Source organism: Romboutsia ilealis (assembly GCF_900015215.1).
Taxonomy (GTDB): domain Bacteria; phylum Bacillota; class Clostridia; order Peptostreptococcales; family Peptostreptococcaceae; genus Romboutsia; species Romboutsia ilealis.
In genome coordinates, this window is the sequence record NZ_LN555523.1 from 615727 (window position 1) to 637207 (window position 21481).

Below are 21481 nucleotides of genomic sequence, written 5' to 3' on the forward strand. Positions count from 1 at the left end.
ATTTTTAATATATTATATGGAGGTGAGATATGTGGATTATGAAGTAATAGTTAAATATAACGGTGACATAACATTTTTAGAACAGGAATTAGGTGTATCTGTAGAGCTTCTTGGATATAATTATGCAATCATAACGGCAGATACTCCGCAAAAGGTTGATAACTTATTAAATTATACTCAGATAGAATACGTAGAAAAACCATTCATATTAGAAACACAAGATACTCAAAGTTTATCTAGTACAGGTATAACAGAATTTAAAGAACGTACAAAATTAACTGGAAAAGGAACATTATTAGGTCTTATAGATTCTGGAATAGATTACAATATACCTATATTCAAAGATAAAGATGGCAATTCTAAAATACTTTACTATTGGGACCAATCTATTGATGGAAATCCACCAAATGGGTTTAAAGAAGGAACATTATATACTAATGAAGATATAAATAAAGCTATAAATGGAGAAATACAAATTCCTATATCATCAACTAGTACTCATGGAACTCACACAGCAGGCATTGCTTGTTCAGTAGCAAATGAAGCCGATATGATAGTTGTAAGAGTAGGAAGAAGACAGACAGATACTTTTTCTAAGAGTACTGAATTTATGAGAGCTATAAAATTTGTTTTAGATAGAGCTTTGGAATTACAAAGACCAATTGCTATAAATATAAGCTATGGAAGTAATGAAGGCTCTCATAGAGGGGAATCTTTATTTGAACAATATATAGATCAAATGTGCTCGTTTTGGAAAAATAATATAGTTGTTGCAGCTGGTAATAATGCAACAAAGGCAGGGCATAAGAGAATAAATATAAAAAATGATGAAAATAATGACACTTTAGTTGAAATGGAAGTTGGCCAAAATGAGAAAATACTTAATATAAATATATGGCCATCATTTGTGGATAATTTTAATCTATATTTAGTTAGTCCGACAGGTAAAAGTACTCAACCTATATCACAAGATTCTGGCCTAATAAAAAATATTATCGGAAATACTAGGATAAATGGAGTTTTTTATCCAATAGCTCCATATTCATTAAGTAGAAGAATAACTATTGAACTAAAATCAGATACTGAAATAATTCCAGGAATATGGACCCTATTATTCACTCCTATTAAATTAGTAGATGGGAATGTAGATATATATTTACCCACATCAGAGGGGATAACAATAGATACAAGATTTTTAGAACCGAGTAAGGTTCTTACTGTAACAGTTCCTGGTACTGCTAGCAAAGTTATAACTGTTGGTAGCTTCAATTCTAGAACAGATGTAGTTTCTACGTTCTCGGGAGAAGGCGATATAGATGGAGGAATAATTAAGCCAGATTTATTAGCTCCTGGAGAAGAGATAGTTTCATATTTACCTGGAGGCTCAACAGGAGCTCTTACAGGAACTAGTATGGCAACCCCACATGTAACAGGAGTATGTTCTTTATTAATGCAGTGGGGAATTGTAGAAGGAAATGACTTATTTTTATATTCTCAAAAAGTCAAATCAGTGCTTATAGAATATGCAAGAAGAAATCCACAATATACTTATCCAAATAATTCTAGAGGGTATGGATTTTTAGATTTGTCTAGATTAAATTTATTGAGCATATCTCAAAATAACCAAGACTATGGACTTTATCGAAGTAAGAAAAAAATAAAAAAAAAGAAAAATTTAAGGCAAGAAAATTTGATTCCCATAATAGCGGTATTATTTGAGAATCAACAGTTTGAAGAAGATTTAAAAAAATTAAATATTAATTATAGGTTAGAAAAACTCTCTGATGATTTTGGAGTTTTATATATTTCACCTAAAGATATAGATAAAGCAGGAAGTATAGCGAATATATTATCAGCTCAAACGATAGAGTCTATTATTAGGTTAGCTTCTCTATCTCAAATAAGTCAAGGTACAACAGGTGGTGTTGTTGGAAATGAAATTATAGGAGCTAATTTTTTTAAAGAAAATCCAAATATAAATGTTACTGGTAGAGGTGTCATTATTGGCATTGCTGACTCTGGAATAGACTATTTGCATCCAGATTTTATATATCCAGATGGAACTTCGAAAATTCTTTATTTATGGGATCAAACAAAAGACGGTAACCCACCAGAAGGATACCATATTGGTACTGAGTATACTAATGAAGATATCAATAGAGCAATAAGAGAAAAAGATGATACATTATCAATAGATGAAGAAGGTAGTGGAACAATGCTAAGCGGAATATGTGCAGGACTTGGAAATCTAAATCCTAATTATGCAGGCGTTGCAGGTGAAGCATCATTAATTGTAATTAAATTAAAAAAATATAATGGGAATTATACAAATGCTGCATTATATGTAGCAACAGAATATGCAATAAAAAGAGCATTAGAGCTTAATATGCCTATAGTATTTAACACATCATATGGAAGTAATGAATCAGTTGCAATAACTACATTAAGTTTAAGAAATACTCTATTTTTTGAAAGAGGTATTTGTATGGTTTCAGGAGTAGGGAATGAGGGTAATACACAAACTCATACATCAGGAGTTATAGAATTTAATGGTAGTGAAGGGTATATAGAACTAGAATTATCAGAGGATGATCCGAATGTGCAAATACAAGTATGGATGGATAGACCAGATAGAGTAAATTGTGAAGTAATATCTCCAACTGGAGAGAGTAGCAAATTATTGCAAGTATCTTCTTATGCCTTAGTAACTGGATTATATGACTTTGAGCAAACTGAATACCTCCTAGAAACTAATTATCCAACAACTTTTTCAGGTCAACAGCAAATCAATATAAATTTAACTAATGCTAAAAAAGGTATTTGGAAGATTAAGCTTATAGGTATTGATATAAACAGCGGAATATACAATGCATACTTATCAAATAGAGTATTCTTGAAACCAGGAACTAGGTTTAGAGAAAGTAACCCCGAAAAAACTATAAACTATCCTGCAACATATGAAGATATTATTAGTGTAGGTGCATATGATACTATAAATGATAGCATATGGCCGACTTCATCTAGAGGTCCAACTATAGACTATATACAAGTGCCTGATATAGTAGCACCTGGAGTAAATATAGTAGCACCTTATCCAGGTGAAAAGTATGCAAGAATAAGCGGTACAGCACCAGCTGCTGCATATGTTTCTGGTTCACTTGCTTTATTTCTTCAGTATGTGTTAGTTGAAAAGAGATATCCTGAAAAAGCTTTTACTCAAGCGATGATAACTTATTTAAAAGCTGGAGCAGTAAGATCTAATAATATATCTTATCCTAATAGTGCTTTAGGATATGGATTATTAAATATAAGGAATGTATTTGATCAGCTAAAATAGAGGTGATATAAAATATATGGAAAAATCTTACATTGTAATATACAACACGTCCGTTAATCGGTTAGAAGAAGATTTAAAAAATAATAACATTACTAGATATATTATATTAAATAATACAATAGCAGCTATTTATGTAGATGATTCTTTCGATGAAAAAATATTAAATAGGATAGATAGTATAACTTGGGTGGAACCATCGGGTGTGATGAGTTCATTAATAGAATTAACAAATGATTTATCAGATGGAGAAACTGTAAGAACAGCCGCAGGTACTGAATATATATATAAAAATCCATATATAACACCAACAGGAGAAGGAGTTATTATTGCAATAATAGACTCTGGAATAAATTACTTACATCCAGATTTTATAAAGTCAGATAATACTACAAAGATTATATCTATATGGGATCAAGAGAGCACTTTAAAGCAACCTCCTGAAGGATATTTATTTGGAAGTGAATTTGCTAGAGATGAAATAAATGAATATATAAATAGAAATGATTCTAGCTTAAGTGTAGATGATATTGGAACTGGAACTATAGCGGCAGGGATAGCGGCAGGTTTAGGTCATGGAAATTTTAATTATGAAGGTGTTGCAATAGATGCTGAGTTAGTAGTAATAAAATTAAAATCTTATAAAGATACATTTGTTAAGGGGAAAATAAATTATGAAGAATCTGATTTTTTAGCTGCTATAAAATATGCTTTGGAAGTAGCTAATAGAGAAAATAAACGTATGGTAATAAACTTAACTGTAGGACTTCAATCAAGAGCAGCTATAGAGATGGCTATGCTAGATTCTTTTAATGATTTATCAAGAACAGGAAGAATATTAGTTGGCGGTGCTGGAAATGAAGGTAATACAGATATACATTATAGCGGCAGCATACAGATGACTGATAAAAGTCAAGATATAATAATTCAAGTTGGAGAACAACTTAATTTAGATATAACTCTTTGTCCAATAGATCCTGATAAAATAGGAGCAGCTATAATATCTCCTGGAGGAGAAATGAGTTACATTATAAATTATTCACCAGATCCATTTGTATATAGAGGTAGATTTAGCTTAGAAGACACATCTTATGAAATGAGATATGTATATCCATGGATAAAATCGGGAAATGAAGAGTTAGTTATAAGTCTTAAAAATATAAAACCTGGCATATGGACTTTAAGGCTATTTCCAGAATTTATTATAAATGGAAACTACAGTGTTTATTTACCGAATAAAAATTTAATATCTCCTCAAACTAGATTTACAGATTCAGCATCAGAATCTACAATCACACTACTTGGAGTTATAAAAAAAGTAATAACTGTAGGTGCATATAATGATAGAACAGATAGTATATGGATAGGTTCATCAAAAGGGTCTGTAGTAAAAAGACCCATAAAGCCAGATATAGTAGCACCGGGTGTTGATATAATAGGTCCGTATCAAAATGATACTTATAATACAGCCACAGGAACTGGAGTAAGTTCATCAATTGTATCAGGTGTTGTAGCCATAATGATGAGCTATATAACTTCACAAGAAGAAGAAAGTAGAAATTTATTATTTTCAGAACCTTTAAAAACATTTTTAATGTTAGGTGCAACTAGAAAAGATATATATACTTATCCTAATGTATCACAAGGATATGGAATATTAAATCTAAGAGATACATTAATAGCAATTTCAAATAATATAGAATAACTGGTATTTAAAAATAAATAATGGTTAAAAATAATATAAACATAAGAAAGAGGTGAAGAGATTGCAAAGTAAAAAAGCACAACCGTTAAGTGGAGAGAATAACAAAAGACTAAAAAAATATAGACCTACAAATAGTGCACAGACAGCAGCTTGGGCTGATATAGACGAGTTAAAGCCAGAAAGCAAGGTATCTGTACCTTCTCTTAGTAATGTAAAAGAAGCTAAAGATTGGGTTGATAATGGTAGCAGATTATAAAAATAAAAGGGTGTCTATAGACACCCTTTTATTTTTATAATCTACCTATAATGTATTAGTATCGAATGAATAATCAATTATTTTATAAGTACAGATTCTACAATAATATACTAATCTATTGAAAATCTATTTTGAGATTTATATTTTAAATATTAAGATTTATAAATTTATTATAAAAATGTTATTTTGAATAGTTAGAACTATATAAAATGTTGAAAAATGGAGAATTAAGATATATAATTATGAATACATTGAAGTAAAACATCAAAAAAAGTCAAATAATTCAAAAAAAAATCAAATTTAAATAGTTTATACTTAATAAATTAAATTATTTTATAAAAAATATAATAAATGAAAATATTAGGATAGGATTTTAATTATTATAAATAATATATAAATAAAAATAAGCTTTAAATATGGAGGTTGAAGTAATTGAAGAATATTACATTCGGGAAATTATTAGAAAAATTATTGCATTTATCTAACCAGAAAAAAAGTTCACTAGCTAAGGCATTAGGATATGATGTTTCATATATAAGTAAATGGATAACTGGAAAGAATTTACCTACTCAAAAGAATATATCCGATGTTTGTAAAATAACTTCTGAGTTTATAGTTGATTCATTGAATATGTCACATATGCAAGAATTGAAAGATTATTTTGAAATAGATAAAGATCTAGAAAGCAATACTGTTCTAGCTCAGTACTTAGAAAGGAGTTTAAAAGAATCCTATATGCATACAGCTGAAAAGAGTGTACCTAACTTATACAAAAAGACACATTCAGAAGATAGCTATAATAGTATGACACATATAAATCCAAGGCTGAGAAAACAATATTTATCAAAAGATGCAAGTTTATTTATGAATAGCTCTAATAAATTAGACTTAATAATAAGTGCAGATTTGTACAAATTAAATGATAGTGATAAAATGGCAATATATGATATGAAGAAAGATTTAATGTCAATAAATACATCACATGATATTAGGGTTAGACTTTTAATGGAATTTGATAAACGGGACTCAGATGAATTATTAAATACTATAATGATTATTAATATGATAACTACATATCCTGAAATTAATTTTGAAATATTTAATTGTGAAGTTGATTCTAATGTAGTTATATCGGTAATAAAAGATAGGATATTTCATGCAGCAATTTATACAAAAGATAGACGATGTTTATTTACAAATATGTCAAAAGATAAAGATATAGTGGATGAAGTTTATTATAGTTTAGAAGATATATTAAAAAATAGAGCAAAACCGATACTTGAGGTAAAATCGACACTAGATATAATAAGAAAGAGAACATATCTTCAGTATATTATGGGACAAGATTTAAGATGGATAATAGGTCGCATGAATGAACTTTTTATGCCTTATGACTTATTTGAAGAATTAGCAGAATCTATATTTGGGGATAATAAAGAAATCTTAGATGAATTAAAAAAGATAAATATGCTACTGCAAAATGTTATATATAAATCTAAGTTAAAGGTATTAATTTATGAAAAGGAAATAAGAAAGTATATTTCAGTTGGAATGCTTAACTTCTTTAATATACCTATAAAACTGACTTTTGAACAAAGAGAAAGGCATATAAATTATATTAAAAAAGTAATAAAAGAATCTGATAACGTTGAAATTAAATTAATAGATGGAGATTTTATAGACACATTTAAAGAGACTCAAGATTATTCTATATATTTATCAAAAACTTTGACAATGATGAGCATTAACCCTACAGAAAATCATAATGATTATGCAATTTTAAAAAATAGTGAATTTAAAAATATATGTGACAAGGTATTTAAAATTCTTTGGAATAAAGAAGCTGATATATTAGTAAGCAATAAAATTGAAATATTAGAGAGAATCGAAAAAACACTAACGTGTACAAAAATTATAAATGAAAATTTAAAATCTGAATAAAATGGTTTAAAATCGGAATAATAACAATAAAAATTTGAACAAGAATAATACAAAAAAATATTGAATTTTTCAAAAAAAATAGAAATTATTGAAATTTAGAAAAAATGTGAGAAAATGAGCATTGACTTAAGTTACAAAAATTTGATAATCTTATTATCGTCGTACTAATACATAAAACATTTCAAAACATACTAATGGAGTAGAAGTTGGAACTTTAGCATTATTAAATGCAGATGGAACAGCAGCGGATACTGTAACTAGATTAGGTGGATACTTTAAGACTGCTGAACATGTAGTAGGAATATTTGGATTAATAGTTTTAAGTGCATTTACAGTTTTATCAGCTTTAACTACAATACTTGGATCTTTCTACTATACAACAAAATTATTTAAAAATAACTCTGCAAATAAAAATATAGCAATATACTTAGTTTTAATAATAGCTGCAGGAACATTAGCTGTATTTGGAGCAAATGTAGTATTTGAAGCAGTTGACTTATTATTATTTGTACTTTCTGGTATAAATGTAACTGCATTAGCAGTATTTACATTTAAACATTGGGAAGTTTATAAGATAAATAATAATAAAGAAGACAAAACTGCTGTATAATAAAATATAGTTTTTAAATTTAAGAATTCTTAAATTAAAATATTATTAAAGATTATTTATCTGAAATGGAGATGATTTAAAATGGCTAAAAAGCTTTATTTTAATGGTAATGTGATAACTGTTAATGAAAAAGAAGAAGTAGTAGAAGCAGTTGCTATCGAAAATGGTAAAATTATAAAGGTAGGAACTAACGAAGAAATACTTGCATTAAAGGATAATGATGCTGAGGTTGTAGACTTAGAAGGTAAAACTGTAATGCCTGGTCTTATAGACCCTCATGGACATATAGTTCCAGTTGCACAAACTTTAATGATAGTTACATTAGGAGATGTTACTTCTAAAGAGGAATTATTAGAAAAATTAAAGAAAGAATTAGAAGAAAATCCACCAACTGGAGATAACTGGTTAATAGGATTTGGTTATGACAATACGAAGTTTGAAGATGGACAACATCCAACTAAATTTGAATTAGATACTGTAAGTAAAGATATACCTATATCAGTATCTCATGCTTCTGGCCATTTAGCAGCTGTAAACTCTAAAGCATTAGAGCTATACGGATATGTAGGAGAAGATTATGAAGTTCCAGAGGGTGGAGTTGTAAGAACTGTATCTCCTGACTCTAAAGAACCAAATGGTGTATTAGAGGAAAATGCCATTTTAGATAGTGAAAAGAAAAAAGTTGTAAAAGCGCCAGGATTTGAAGAAATATTAAAAGCTATGGTAAGAGCACAAAAAGTATATGCATCATTAGGGATAACAACAACTCAAGATGCTTCAGTAGAAGAAGCTAATGGATATAACCACATATTAGGAGCTTGTGCTAAAAATAATATGTTAATAATAGATGTAGTAGGACTTGCTACTCAACCATCAACTAAAAACTTAATGAAAGATGAAAAAACTCCAAAGAGAGAATACTTCAATCATTACAAATTAGCAGGAGCTAAAACTTGGTTAGATGGTTCTCCACAAGGATTTACTGCTTGGTTAAGTAAGCCATACCACAAAGTACCTCAAGGACAACCAGAAGATTACTGTGGATATGGAACACAAACTGATGAAGTTGTAACTCAATATTTCGTTGATTGTATAAATATGAATATTCAAGTTCATGTACACGTTAACGGAGATGAAGCTTGTGAGCAATTCTTAAGATGCTATGAAAAAGCTGTTGAAATAACAGGACATGGTACTGAATTAAGACCAGTTATGGTTCATTGCCAAGCTTTAAGATATGACCAATTAGATAGAGTTAAAGCATTAGGTGCAATACCTACATTCTTTAATGATCACGTAAGATTCTGGGGAGATTTACATCATGATGAAGTATTTGGACCTGAAAGAGCTCAAAACATATCTCCAATGGGATGGGCATTAGAAAAAGGAATAAGATTTACAATACATCAAGATCCACCGGTAAAAATGCCTAATCAAATATTAGCAATACACAATGCTGTTAATAGAAAAACTGAATCTGGTAGAGTATTAGGAGAACATCAAAGAATACCAGTAATGGAAGCTATAAAAGCTGTTACTATAAATGGAGCTTATCAATACTTTGAAGAAGATACAAAAGGATCTATAGAAGAAGGAAAAGTTGCGGATTTAGTAATACTTGATAAAAACCCATTAACAATAGATAAAGAAGATATAGAGAATATAAAAGTTCTAGAAACAATAAAAGACGGAAATACAATATTTAAAGCATAAGTAAAAGTTAATTTTTATAATTCTTTATAATCAATATACTACAAACGTAATGCCTCAAATGATTTATATTATTTGAGGCATTAATTTATTTATCGCTAGGAACAAGTATATATTCGCCAGCTTTAACATCATATGAACTTGATATAATTTCTTGGTTTTCTTTATATACTATTTTTCTAAATGCTTCTATATCATTAATATTGTTATTATATAATTGGATTATAGAATCTAAAGTTTCTCCAGATTGTATTAGATGTGATTGAAATACTCTATCCTTCATTATAGAGTTGTATGAAGCTTTATACGATTTTTCTGATATATTAGAAAATAAGGATACATTATCAACTAAATAACTAACAGTATTATCTACGGAAGTTATATAGTTATAGATACTATTATTTACAATATCGCCTATAGATTTACTGTCATCTACAGCAGGACCAATAAAAGATAATATGATAAGAAATAATAAAAAATATTTCATAAAATCACCTCCTATAAAAGATTATTAATATATAGGATATTTTTTAAACAAATATTGACTTAAAATTTGCAAGTTGGTATAATATTTTTAATAATTGAAATAATATTAAAATAAAGGCTATGAAAAGAAGAGTAGATATATTATGTAGTAACAGCGAGTTAGGGAAGGTGTGAGCCTAATACGAAGATTATATTGAAGAACATCTTGGAGCCTCTAACCGAAATCATAAGAGAGTAGGCCTAGACGGTAAGTCCCGTTATAGACTATAAGCAATGCTTACTAAGAGGTCAATTTTTATTGGCAATTAGGGTGGTACCGCGAGAGTAACAGTCTTTCGTCCCTTTGTATTATATGGGATGAAGGGCTTTTTTTATACAAAAAAGTTAGTAATACTTTAGCTTATATACATTTTAATGTATTATTAGTGAAAAGTATGAATCGAATTTCCATATAAGAATTATCAAATTATATAAATTAAAATAACAAAAGGAGGAAAATAATATGCAAAAACAATTTGTAACAATCAAAGAATTATACAGAAATAAAGAAGAGTATATAGGGAAAACTGTAAAAGTAGCTGGATGGATAAGAACATCTAGAGCTTCTAAAAACTTCGGATTTGTAGAATTAAACGACGGAAGTTTCTTTAAAAATATGCAAATAGTTTTATCTGATGAAAAATTAGAAAACTTCAAAGAAATAACTAAACTTCCAATAAGTTCATCAATACTTGTTGAAGGGGAATTAGTATCTACAGAAGGTGCTAAGCAACCAGTTGAAATACAAGCTACTAACATAATATTAGAAGGTGAGTCAGATAGCTCATATCCGTTACAAAAGAAAAGACATACATTAGAATACTTAAGAACAATAGCTCATTTAAGACCAAGAAGTAACACTTTCTCTGCTGTATTTAGAGTAAGATCTTTAACAGCGTATGCTATACACAAGTTCTTCCAAGATAGAAACTTCGTGTATTCTCACTCTCCAATAATAACAGGAAGTGACTGTGAAGGTGCAGGGGAAATGTTTAGATTAACTACTATGGATTTAAATAACATTCCTAAAACTGAAGAAGGACATGTAGATTACTCTAAAGACTTCTTTGGAAAAGAAGCTAACTTAACAGTTAGTGGTCAGTTAAATGCTGAAATAATGGCACTTGCATTTAGAAATGTTTATACATTTGGACCAACATTTAGAGCAGAAAATTCTAACACAGTTAAACATGCATCTGAGTTCTGGATGGTAGAGCCAGAAATAGCTTTTGCAGATTTAGAAGACAACATGGAATTAGCTGAAGATATGATAAAATATATCATAAACTATGTAATGGAAAATGCTCCAGAAGAAATGGAATTCTTCAACAACTTTGTTGACAAAGGATTAATAGAAAGATTAACAAACGTTGTAAATTCTGAATTCAAGAGATTACCATACACAGAAGCTATAGAATTATTACAAAAATCAGGACATAAGTTTGAATTCCCGGTGGAGTGGGGATGTGACTTACAAACTGAGCACGAAAGATACTTAACAGAAGAAATAATAAAAGGACCAGTTTTCGTAACTGATTATCCAAAAGATATAAAAGCTTTCTATATGAGATTAAATCCAGATGGAAAAACTGTTAGAGCTACAGACTTATTAGTTCCTGGTATAGGAGAAATAATAGGTGGATCTCAAAGAGAAGAAAGATATGACGTATTATTAGATAGAATAAAAGAATTAGGATTAAACGAAGAAGATTACTGGTGGTATTTAGAACTTAGAAAGTTCGGTACTGCTACACATTCTGGTTTCGGTTTAGGATTTGAAAGAATGTTAATGTACTTAACAGGAATGCAAAACATAAGAGATGTTATACCATTCCCAAGAACTCCTAAGAATGCTGAATTCTAATAATTAAATAGATTTATAAAGTAACTTTATGAATATAAGATTTACTTTTAAAATAAAAACACATTGATGAAATAGTCAATGTGTTTTTATTTTATATAAAGTTATTCATTATAGATTTAATAAAAAGAAGATTAATATGCCTTTACATTTTGTTGACTTTTATCTTAAATAAATATACTCTATTAATAGAGTCAGTCGATTAGATGATAAAATGTTAATAAAAAATCATAGGGGGAGTTTTATAAGAATCTATGTTAGAGAGCCTATAAATAGATTTACCAACCTATATGGTATAAATTTTTCTTTTATAGGCTTTTTGGGCATTACTCATAAAGACATCATTAGTTAGTTCTACTATTATAAATATAGCATTAGTTATTATATTTGGGGTTAGTTTAATATTATACTGATATAATATTGGTAGATTAAGGTACAAAAGAAAACTTATTTATAGTTTTATAGTTTTTTTAGGGAGGGTATATGGAGTTAAGTAAGAGAATTAAAGAATATTGGAATAAAAGAAGTGATGAATTTTGTACATTACGTATATCGGAGCTAAATAGTATAAAAAAAGATTTATGGCTAAATGAGATAAAGAGAAATATAGAAGATATAGATGATAAGAAATTTAAAATATTAGACATCGGAACTGGAACTGGTTTTTTTGCAATTATATTATCGTCTTTAGGGCATGAAGTTGTAGGCATAGATTTATGTGAAAATATGATTGATAACGCAAATAAAACAGCTAAATTGTTAGGATATGATATTAATTTTAAGGTAATGGATGCTCAAAATTTAGATTTTGAAGATAATTTTTTTGATATTATAATTTCACGAAATTTAACATGGACTCTACCAGATGCTGAAGAAGCTTATAAAGAGTGGTACAGAGTGCTTAAAAAGGATGGCAGATTAGTAAATTTTGATGCTGATTATGGTAAAGTATCTTTTTCAGAAGAAGCTAAAACATTAGATTCTAATCATGCTCATAATAAAATAAAAAATGAAGTTTTAAAAGAGTGCGATATGATAAAAGATAATTTAAATATAAGCAAAAAAATAAGACCAAATTGGGATCTTACTACATTAGATAAAATTGGTTTTTTAAATTGCAAAAGTGATATAAATGTAAGTGATCGTATCTATGCTGATAAAGATGAACTATGTAATCCTACAAAAATGTTTAGTATAAATGCTAGTAAATAAATTCAATCATTATATATAATAAGATTTTATAAAACAGATTAATATAATACTATACGAAAATGTGTCAAGATAATAAATGATTGACACATTTTTATCATTTTTGTGATACAATTATTACATAATTTTATATTTGTATAAGTAAATAGCCAAATAAAAAGGGAGAAACAATTATAAATGAGGGAAGATAAAATGGGGTTTAAAAAATTAAGAGTTACAGCATTAAGTGCCATAATGTGTTTTTCACTAGTTGGATGTAGTTCAAAAACACAAGACACACAAGTAAAAGGGGTTAAAGATGAAATAGTATATGCTAGTACAAAAGATATTAGGGATATAAATCCACATCTTTATAGTGGTGAAATGGCAGCACAAAATATGGTATTTGAGTCTCTTGTAAAAAATACCGATAATGGTGTGGAACCTTGGTTAGCTAAATCATGGGATATATCAGATAATGGATGTGAGTATACTTTTTATTTAAGGGATGATGTAAAATTTACAGATGGAGAGGTATTTAATGCTGAAGTAGTAAAAATGAACTTTGATGCAATTATAGAAAATGTTGAGCGACATAATTGGCTAGATTTAGTAAATGAAATAAAGTCCACAGAAGTAGTTGATGAATATGTTTTTAAATTAACTTTAGCTCATCCATATTATCCCACATTAGAGGAATTAGCTTTAACCAGACCATTTAGAATGTTATCACCAAACTGTTTTATAAATGGAAGCACTAAAGATGGTATAAATGGATATATAGGAACTGGTCCATGGATATTATCTGAGCATAAAGAGAATCAATATGCAATATTTACAGCTAATAAAGACTACTATGGTGAAAAATCAAAAACAAGTTCTATAAAGTGGAAGGTTATGACAGATCATCAAACGATATTATTAGCTTTAGAAAAAGGTGAAATAGATTTAATATTTGGTTCTGATGGAGATATGATAGACTTAGATTCATTTAAAGCTTTAGAAGAACAAGGTAAATATATAACTGAAATGAGTGACCCAGTGGCATCTAGAGCAATATTGTTAAACTCTAATAAAGAGATAACCAGTGATTTAAAAGTTAGAGAAGCTTTACAATATGCTGTAGATAAAGAAACTATAGCACAAGGTGTATTAAATGGAACAGAAACTGTTGCAGATACATTAATGTCTAAAACAGTACCATATTGTGACTTAAATTTAGAAGCGCGTAGATATAATGTAGAAAAAGCAAATGAATTACTTGAGAAATCAGGATGGAAAATGAGTTCTGATGGATATAGATATAAAAATGATAAAAAATGTTCTATAGAACTTTACTACAACTGTGATAATGCACAAGAAGGAACTATAAGTGAATACTTACAAAGTGACTTTAAGGCAGTAGGTGTAGAATTAAAAGTAATAGGTGAAGAAAAACAATCTTTCCTTGATAGACAAAAATCAGGTGAATTTGATGTTCAATATTCATTATCTTGGGGAACTCCTTATGATCCACAATCTTATGTATCATCTTTTAGAACACCAGCACATGGTGATTATCAAGCACAATCTGGTTTAGAAAATAAAGCGTGGCTAGATGAAACTATAACTAATCTTATGATAGAAGTAGATGAATCTATTCGTACTCAAATGTACAGTGATATATTTACATATATACATGAGCAAGCAATATATATACCGCTTACATACTCAAGAACAAAAGCAGTACATGTTCCTAATTTAAAAGGAGTTGAGTTTAATCCTTCCCAATATGAAATACCATTTGAAAAAATGTATTTTGAAGAAAATTAAGAGATTAATACATTAATAAACTGAGATATTTATATCTCAGTTTTTACTTATAGATATAATAATAAGTGGTTTTGAGATGAGATTATAGTTTTATAATTGTATATTTAAAATGTATTTAGATAGATACAGAAAGGAAGATAATATGAGAGGCTTTATTATTAAAAGATTAATAAGTATGATCCCGATTTTAATAGGTATATCATTTTTATCATTTGTAATCATAAACTTAAGCCCAAGTGACCCAGCTGAGGTTGCTCTTCGTGTTAATGAAATAGTTCCAACAGAAACAGCGATACAACAAATGAGAGAAGAATTAAATTTAAATGCACCATTTTTTGAAAGGTATATAACATGGTTAAAAGATAGTTTACAAGGGAATTTTGGAAATAGTTATGTAAATAAAAAGCCAGTGGCAGATGAAATAGGGCAAGCTCTACCAGCGACAATTAAACTATCAGTAGTGGCTTTAGCTATTACTATATCAGTTAGTGTGAGTGTAGGTGTACTATGTGCTGTATATGAGGGAAGTATAATAGATAAAATGATTAGATCTTTTGTATTTTTAGGAACAGCAATGCCTAGTTTCTGGATTGGATTATTATTAATGTGGTTATTTGCAGTTAAGTTAGATTTATTACCAACTAGTGGTATGGAAACTGCAAGCTCTATTATATTACCTGCAATTACTTTATCACTAACATATATCTCAACATATATAAGACTTATAAGAAACAATATGATAAAAAATAAAAAAGAAAATTATGTGCTTTATGCCAGAGCTAGAGGTCTTAAAGAAAGTACAATAATGAAACATATATTTAAGAATTCTCTACAATCTTCATTAACTGCATTAGGTATGTCTGTGCCAAAGCTAATAGCAGGTACTGTGGTAGTAGAAAATATCTTTGCATGGCCTGGAGTAGGTAGATTATGTGTAGATGCTATTTATAATCGAGATTTTCCAGTTATACAAGCGTATATATTAATTATGGCAGTAATGTTTGTAGTATGTAATCTATTAGTAGACATAGTATCGGTAATAATAGACCCAAGAATGAGAGGTGCAGCATAGGATGAAGTTTTTTGATAGATTTAAAAAAGATAAGTTGGGCGTATTAAGCTTGATAGTTATACTATCTGTATGTTTAGCAGGAATTCTAGCACCATTAATTGCACCGCATGATCCAACCGCTGTAGATATTAAGTCTAAGCTTTTAGGCATGAGTTTAGCTTATCCATTTGGTACAGATCAATTAGGCAGGTGCGTATTTTCAAGATTATTATACGGAATTAGGACTACTGTATTTTTGTCATTAATCGCTATGGTGGCTACTATAGTTATAGGTACGGTATTAGGTATGATAGCAGGATTATTTAGAGGTTGGGTAGATGAATTAATTATGAGAATCTGTGACATCATGCTTTCATTCCCAAGTGAAGTTATGATATTAGCTATAGTAGGTATACTTGGTAGTGGTATATCGAATATAGTTATTGCCAATATAATTGCAAAATGGGCATGGTACACTCGTATGATTAGATCCATAGTTATTCAATATGTGGATAAAAATTATATAAAATTTGCAAAGGTATCTGGATGTAGTAATTTACATATAATTAGAAAACATTTAATTCCAGGGACTATAGGCGAGATAGTAGTATTAGCTACTTTAGATACAGGATGGGTTATATTGAATATTTCTGCTTTATCATTTTTAGGTTTGGGAGTACAAGCTCCAACTCCTGAGTGGGGAATGATGCTTAGTGAAGCTAAAAATATTATGACAATTTATCCACAACAAATGTTACCAGCTGGACTTGCTATTTTAGTTATAGTTGCTGCTTTTAATTTCTTAGGAGATAGCTTACAAGAAGCGCTAAATCCTAAAAAGAGTATGAATTAAAGGAAGGTAGAAGCTATGAATTTATTAGAAGTTAAAAATCTTAAGGTTATAGATAAAGAGGATAAAAAAGAGATTGTAAAAGGGGTTAGTTTTAAAGTAGAAAAGAATATGTGTCTAGGTATTGTTGGAGAAAGTGGAAGTGGTAAATCTATGACTGCCAAAGCCATAGTAGGATTAATTAGTTCAAATTTAAAAATAGAAGGTTATGCTGTATTTGATGAAAATATAGATTTATTCAATATAAAAAAAGATAAATTACGCAAAATAAGAGGTCAAAGAATCTGTATGATATTACAAGATGCAATGTCAGTCTTTGATCCTCTATACACAGTAGGCTATCAGATGATAGAGACTTTAGTAGAAAATAAAAATTTATCTAAAAAAGAAGCAAAGAAAGTTTCTATAAAGACTTTAGAAAAGATGAATATAAATGACCCACAAGAAGTAGTAAAAAAATATCCTCATCAGTTGTCTGGAGGTATGTTACAAAGATGTATGATAGCATTATCACTATCTATGGAGCCGGATATCATTATTGCAGATGAACCAACTACTGCTCTAGATTCTATAAATCAACGTGAAGTAGTAGAAGTATTTAAAAGACTTAGAAATACTACAGGTACATCACTTATATTTATATCTCATGACCTTGGTATAGTAAAATATTTGGCTCAAGATATATTAGTAATGAATAATGGAGAACAAGTAGAGTATGGTAGTGCAAAGGATATATTTACTAATCCTAAGAGTCACTATACAAAGTATTTAATAAATGCAAGGTTAGAATTAACAGAGACATTTAATAAGTCTGTAAATAAGGGAGAAGCAGTTTAATGTTTTTACAAGTAAAAGATATAAATAAAAGTTACAGAAAGTATGGAAAAATAGAAAAACAGCAAGTACTAAAGGACGTAAATTTTACAATTAAAGAAGGAGAATGTGTAGGCTTAGTAGGCGAAAGTGGAAGTGGAAAAAGTACTTTAAGTAGATTAATATTAGGTTTAGAAAAGCCTGATAGTGGAAGGATTCTAATAGAAGATTTGAATGTAAAAAAGTGGATAAAGGAAAATCAAGGTAAGATGAGTGTAGTGTTTCAAGATTATACATCATCAGCAAATCCTAATTTTACTGTAAAAGAAATTATACTTGAACCTTTAAAGGTTTTAGGTAAAAAAGAAAATTTAGATAAAATAACTGAAGATTTACTAGATAAAGTTGGTTTAACGATAGATTTACTAGATAGATATCCTCATGAATTAAGTGGAGGACAGTTACAAAGAGTTTGTATAGCTAGATCAATTTCCACAAAACCTAAGTTTATTGTACTTGATGAAGCAATTAGCTCACTAGACGTATCTATACAAGCACAAATATTAGAGCTACTTAAAGACTTAAAAGATGAATTAAATATAACCTACTTATTTATAGCGCACGACTTACAGGTAGTTACATATTTATGTGACAGGATTATATTTTTATATAGAGGTGAAGTAGTAGAAAATATTCATAGCTTAAATTTAGCATATGTAAAAAATTCTTATGCAAAAAGGTTACTTAACTCAGTTATACCTTTTAGTATTTAATAAGGCTATAGACATCTCAAGTTGAATATTGTAAAATTTTGATTTGAGATATTTTACTTTTAAAATCTAGTTTTGACGTAATTTTGACATAGTTTTGACACAATTTTAAATTATAATATTGTTAGCTTAAGATACTAAGTTAACGAATAGATAATAATAATTATACAAGATTATAGGAGGTTAAAATGAAAAAAATACTAGCATTAATTATAGCATTATCAATGTTTATAATATCAGGATGTAGCTCTCAACAAGATAGAACGGTTACAGATAGAGAAGGAACAGAGGTAAACATACCGAAAAAAATAGAAAAAATAATATCAACAGCACCTTCAAATACAGAAGTATTAATGGCATTAGGTTTAGGAGATAAACTAGTGGCTATAGATAAATATTCTACTGATATAGAAGGTGTAAATACAGAATTACCACAAATAGATTTCTCAAATCCAGATGCAGAAACTATAATAGGTTTAGAACCAGATATTGTTATAGCATCAGGTCACAATAAAACTGGCTCTACAGAAGATCCATTTAAAGCAATAAGTGAAGCAGGTATACCAGTAGTTTATATACCAAGTAGTGATAGTATAGATGGAATATATAAAGATATAGAGTTTATTGCTGAGGTTGTAAATGAAAAGTCAAAAGGTAAAGAAATAATAGATGATATGAAAGCACAAGTAGATGAAATAAAAGCTATAGGTGATACAATAGCTGATAAGAAATCAGTGTATTTCGAAATATCACCAGTACCATACTTATCTAGTTTTGGAAAATCTACTTTCTTAAATGAAATGATAGAAATAATTGGAGCAGAAAATATATTTGCAAATGAAGATGGATGGATATCTCCAACTGCTGAAGCTATAATAGATGCAAATCCAGATGTAATAATAACTAATGCAGAATATATGGAAAACCCTACAGGTGAAATAAAATCTAGAAATGCTTGGGAAAATATAAATGCAATTAAGAATAATGAAGTTTACTTAGTAGATAAAAATGCATCTTCACGTCCATCTCAAAATGTAGTAAAAGCTTTAAAGCAAATGGCTGAGGCTGTATATCCGGAGCATTATGAAAAATAAACATAAGGCAATAATTAGTATTTTAATAGCAATAATAATAATATGTATTGGAATTTCTATAGGAAGTTCCAATATTAATTTTTTAGATACATTATCTATATTAGCAAATAAAATATTAAATATTCCATTAAGAGATGGATTAGAACTTAAAAATATTGGGATTGTTTGGAAACTTAGGTTACCTAGAGTATTGCTTGCATTTTTTGTTGGAGGATGTTTGGCTACGAGTGGTGCAGTGGTTCAGTCGATTTTAAAAAATCAATTAGCATCACCATATACTTTAGGGGTATCATCAGGTGCATCTTTAGGAGCTGGATTAATTATAGTAACTGGGGTATCTTTACCTATAATCGGAAGTTTTACTCTTCCATTAATAGGTTTTCTATTTGGTTTAGCAACTGTATATTCAGTTATAACTTTTTCTTCTGTAATAGATAAGACTATGTCAAATAATACAATTATATTATCTGGAATGGTATTTTCATTATTTGTAAATGCAATACTTACAACACTTACTGCACTATTTTCAGAAGATATGAAAAGTATAACTCTTTGGCAAATGGGAAGTTTTTCTATGAAGGGATGGAGTTATGTATATCTTATACTTCCATTTTTAATAATAGGTATGTTAGGGGTAATAAGATTTACTAGAGAAATGGATATAATGACATTTGGTGAAGAGCAAGCAAAAGCGACAGGTGTAGAGGTAGAAAGAATAAAACGAAATCTTTTTATTTTTTCTACAGTATTAACTGGTGGGGCAATATCTTTAAGTGGAACTATAGGATTTATAGATTTAATTGCACCTCATGTTGTTAGAAGGGTATTTGGATCAAAGCATAAATATGTAATACCAATGTCTTTTGTATTTGGAGGATGTTTAATGGTTACATCTGATTTAATTGCTAGAACTGTAGTTGTACCATCAGAACTTCCAGTAGGTGCAGTGACAGCATTAATTGGAGCTCCATTCTTTGCATATATCTATTTTAAAAATAAAAGGTGACAGGATGTTAAAAATAAAAGAACTTTATAGTGGTTATAATGGCGTAGATATAATAAAAAATATAAATTTACAGGTAAATAGAGGCGAAATTTTATTTATAATAGGTCCTAATGGATGCGGTAAAAGTACATTATTAAAATCCATTGCAAATTTAATAGAATATAGAGGTACAATAAAATTTGAGGGTGTAGACTCTAATATACATGTAAGAAAAATTTTTGCACAAAAAGTAGGTTTAATGAGTCAATTATCAGAGATTCATTTTCCTTATACAGTTTATGAAACTGTATCTCTTGGTAGATATCCATATTTAAAAGGAACTTTTAGTTCATTATCTAAAGAAGATATTAAAATAATTTTAGAGAGTATAGAGAAAGTTGGATTAATGGATTATAGAGATAAAATGATAACGGAGTTATCTGGAGGTCAAATACAAAGAGTATTTTTAGCTAAGCTATTTGCTCAAAATCCAGAGATAATACTTCTTGATGAGCCAACTAATCATCTAGATTTTAAATATCAAGTAGAATTATTAGATCATGTAAAAAGATGGGCTAAAACTAATAAAAAAATAGTTATAGGAGTTTTGCATGATTTAAATCTAGTACATTACTTTGCTGATAAAGTTATTATGTTAGATAATGGAGAAATTGTATCTGAAGGAACATCTATGGAAGTACTTAATAATGATAAATTAAAAGATGTATATGATATAGATATAAAAAGCTTTATGAAAAATATATTAAATAAATGGGAATAAATAATAAAGGTTATAAATTATAAAATGGAATTTTATAGTTTATAACCTTTATTTTGTAAATAGCAATAATGTTAAGATATAAACCATATATAATAGAAAATTTTATTTTAAAATTAAATTTATATTTAAATACAAATTCTATTAATATACTTTAAGTTTTGAATTAGAAATTAATATGAAGATATAGGCTAGTTT

Annotated in this window: 16 protein-coding genes and 1 other annotated feature; of the genes, 15 read left to right on the forward strand and 1 reads right to left on the reverse strand. The window is 28.6% G+C overall.

The features are described from left to right. The first annotated feature begins 31 nt into the window (after positions 1-31). From cspBA to CRIB_RS02925, 5 genes are all read left to right on the forward strand, one after another. A complete protein-coding gene (gene cspBA / locus CRIB_RS02905) occupies positions 32-3337 on the forward strand; it encodes a bifunctional germination protease/germinant receptor pseudoprotease CspBA (protein ID WP_243633559.1) in 3306 nt (1101 codons plus the stop codon). 16 nt (positions 3338-3353) lie between these two features. Next, on the forward strand, positions 3354-5039 hold the full coding sequence (gene cspC, locus CRIB_RS02910) for a bile acid germinant receptor pseudoprotease CspC (protein WP_180703056.1): 1686 nt from the start codon (positions 3354-3356) through the stop codon (positions 5037-5039). A 52-nt stretch (positions 5040-5091) separates the two neighbouring features. Further along, a complete protein-coding gene (locus CRIB_RS02915; protein WP_334293961.1) occupies positions 5092-5295 on the forward strand; it encodes a DUF3787 domain-containing protein in 204 nt (67 codons plus the stop codon). A 432-nt stretch (positions 5296-5727) separates the two neighbouring features. After that, a complete protein-coding gene (locus CRIB_RS02920) occupies positions 5728-7236 on the forward strand; it encodes a helix-turn-helix domain-containing protein (RefSeq protein ID WP_180703058.1) in 1509 nt (502 codons plus the stop codon). A 691-nt stretch (positions 7237-7927) separates the two neighbouring features. Next, positions 7928-9559, forward strand: a complete 1632-nt coding sequence (locus CRIB_RS02925; RefSeq protein WP_180703059.1) for an amidohydrolase — start codon at positions 7928-7930, stop codon at positions 9557-9559. 85 nt (positions 9560-9644) lie between these two features. Here the strand turns inward: CRIB_RS02925 and CRIB_RS02930 are convergent, their stop codons facing one another. Next, on the reverse strand, positions 9645-10043 hold the full coding sequence (locus CRIB_RS02930; RefSeq protein ID WP_180703060.1) for a hypothetical protein: 399 nt from the start codon (positions 10041-10043) through the stop codon (positions 9645-9647). Positions 10044-10153: 110 nt separating this feature from the next. Next, positions 10154-10388, forward strand: a binding site (T-box leader). A gap of 156 nt (positions 10389-10544) precedes the next feature. Between CRIB_RS02930 and asnS the strand changes: the two genes are divergently transcribed. The 10 genes from asnS to CRIB_RS02980 all read left to right on the forward strand — a co-directional run bounded on the left by asnS (position 10545) and on the right by CRIB_RS02980 (position 21286). Beyond that, positions 10545-11945: an asparagine--tRNA ligase gene (asnS, locus tag CRIB_RS02935; RefSeq protein ID WP_180703061.1), complete on the forward strand. Its 1401-nt coding sequence runs from the start codon at positions 10545-10547 to the stop codon at positions 11943-11945. A 480-nt stretch (positions 11946-12425) separates the two neighbouring features. Then, positions 12426-13154, forward strand: a complete 729-nt coding sequence (locus CRIB_RS02940; RefSeq protein WP_180703062.1) for a class I SAM-dependent methyltransferase — start codon at positions 12426-12428, stop codon at positions 13152-13154. A gap of 174 nt (positions 13155-13328) precedes the next feature. Beyond that, on the forward strand, positions 13329-14942 hold the full coding sequence (gene nikA / locus CRIB_RS02945) for a nickel ABC transporter substrate-binding protein (protein ID WP_243633560.1): 1614 nt from the start codon (positions 13329-13331) through the stop codon (positions 14940-14942). Positions 14943-15084: 142 nt separating this feature from the next. Beyond that, positions 15085-16014 carry a nickel/cobalt ABC transporter permease gene (opp1B, locus tag CRIB_RS02950; RefSeq protein WP_180703063.1) on the forward strand — a complete coding sequence of 310 codons (930 nt, stop codon included), beginning with the start codon at positions 15085-15087 and terminating at the stop codon, positions 16012-16014. 1 nt (position 16015) lies between these two features. Beyond that, positions 16016-16846, forward strand: coding sequence for a nickel/cobalt ABC transporter permease (opp1C, locus tag CRIB_RS02955; protein ID WP_180703064.1), 831 nt, complete (start codon positions 16016-16018; stop codon positions 16844-16846). 15 nt (positions 16847-16861) lie between these two features. After that, positions 16862-17680, forward strand: a complete 819-nt coding sequence (locus CRIB_RS02960) for an ABC transporter ATP-binding protein (protein ID WP_180703065.1) — start codon at positions 16862-16864, stop codon at positions 17678-17680. Continuing rightward, positions 17680-18429 (forward strand): ABC transporter ATP-binding protein, encoded by a 750-nt coding sequence (locus CRIB_RS02965; protein WP_180703066.1) that lies wholly within the window; start codon positions 17680-17682, stop codon positions 18427-18429. The genes CRIB_RS02960 and CRIB_RS02965 overlap by 1 nt, the downstream gene beginning before the upstream one ends. A 185-nt stretch (positions 18430-18614) precedes the next feature. Then, positions 18615-19520, forward strand: coding sequence for an ABC transporter substrate-binding protein (locus tag CRIB_RS02970; RefSeq protein WP_243633561.1), 906 nt, complete (start codon positions 18615-18617; stop codon positions 19518-19520). Next, positions 19510-20526, forward strand: a complete 1017-nt coding sequence (locus CRIB_RS02975; RefSeq protein ID WP_180703067.1) for a FecCD family ABC transporter permease — start codon at positions 19510-19512, stop codon at positions 20524-20526. Before CRIB_RS02970 ends, CRIB_RS02975 begins: the two co-directional genes overlap by 11 nt. Before the next feature lie 4 nt (positions 20527-20530). Continuing rightward, positions 20531-21286, forward strand: coding sequence for an ABC transporter ATP-binding protein (locus CRIB_RS02980; protein WP_180703068.1), 756 nt, complete (start codon positions 20531-20533; stop codon positions 21284-21286). Positions 21287-21481: the final 195 nt, after the last annotated feature.

Bases quoted from the DNA above. Each gene is read 5' to 3' on its own strand.
- cspC (WP_180703056.1), top strand. From the start codon at position 3,354: ATGGAAAAATCTTACATTGTAATATACAACACGTCCGTTAATCGGTTA.
- CRIB_RS02965 (WP_180703066.1), top strand. From the start codon at position 17,680: ATGTTTTTACAAGTAAAAGATATAAATAAAAGTTACAGAAAGTATGGA.
- CRIB_RS02980 (WP_180703068.1), top strand. From the start codon at position 20,531: ATGTTAAAAATAAAAGAACTTTATAGTGGTTATAATGGCGTAGATATA.
- opp1B (WP_180703063.1), top strand. From the start codon at position 15,085: ATGAGAGGCTTTATTATTAAAAGATTAATAAGTATGATCCCGATTTTA.
- CRIB_RS02975 (WP_180703067.1), top strand. From the start codon at position 19,510: ATGAAAAATAAACATAAGGCAATAATTAGTATTTTAATAGCAATAATA.
- opp1C (WP_180703064.1), top strand. From the start codon at position 16,016: ATGAAGTTTTTTGATAGATTTAAAAAAGATAAGTTGGGCGTATTAAGC.
- CRIB_RS02940 (WP_180703062.1), top strand. From the start codon at position 12,426: ATGGAGTTAAGTAAGAGAATTAAAGAATATTGGAATAAAAGAAGTGAT.
- CRIB_RS02925 (WP_180703059.1), top strand. From the start codon at position 7,928: ATGGCTAAAAAGCTTTATTTTAATGGTAATGTGATAACTGTTAATGAA.
- CRIB_RS02960 (WP_180703065.1), top strand. From the start codon at position 16,862: ATGAATTTATTAGAAGTTAAAAATCTTAAGGTTATAGATAAAGAGGAT.
- CRIB_RS02930 (WP_180703060.1), bottom strand. From the start codon at position 10,043: ATGAAATATTTTTTATTATTTCTTATCATATTATCTTTTATTGGTCCT.
- CRIB_RS02970 (WP_243633561.1), top strand. From the start codon at position 18,615: ATGAAAAAAATACTAGCATTAATTATAGCATTATCAATGTTTATAATA.
- nikA (WP_243633560.1), top strand. From the start codon at position 13,329: ATGAGGGAAGATAAAATGGGGTTTAAAAAATTAAGAGTTACAGCATTA.
- asnS (WP_180703061.1), top strand. From the start codon at position 10,545: ATGCAAAAACAATTTGTAACAATCAAAGAATTATACAGAAATAAAGAA.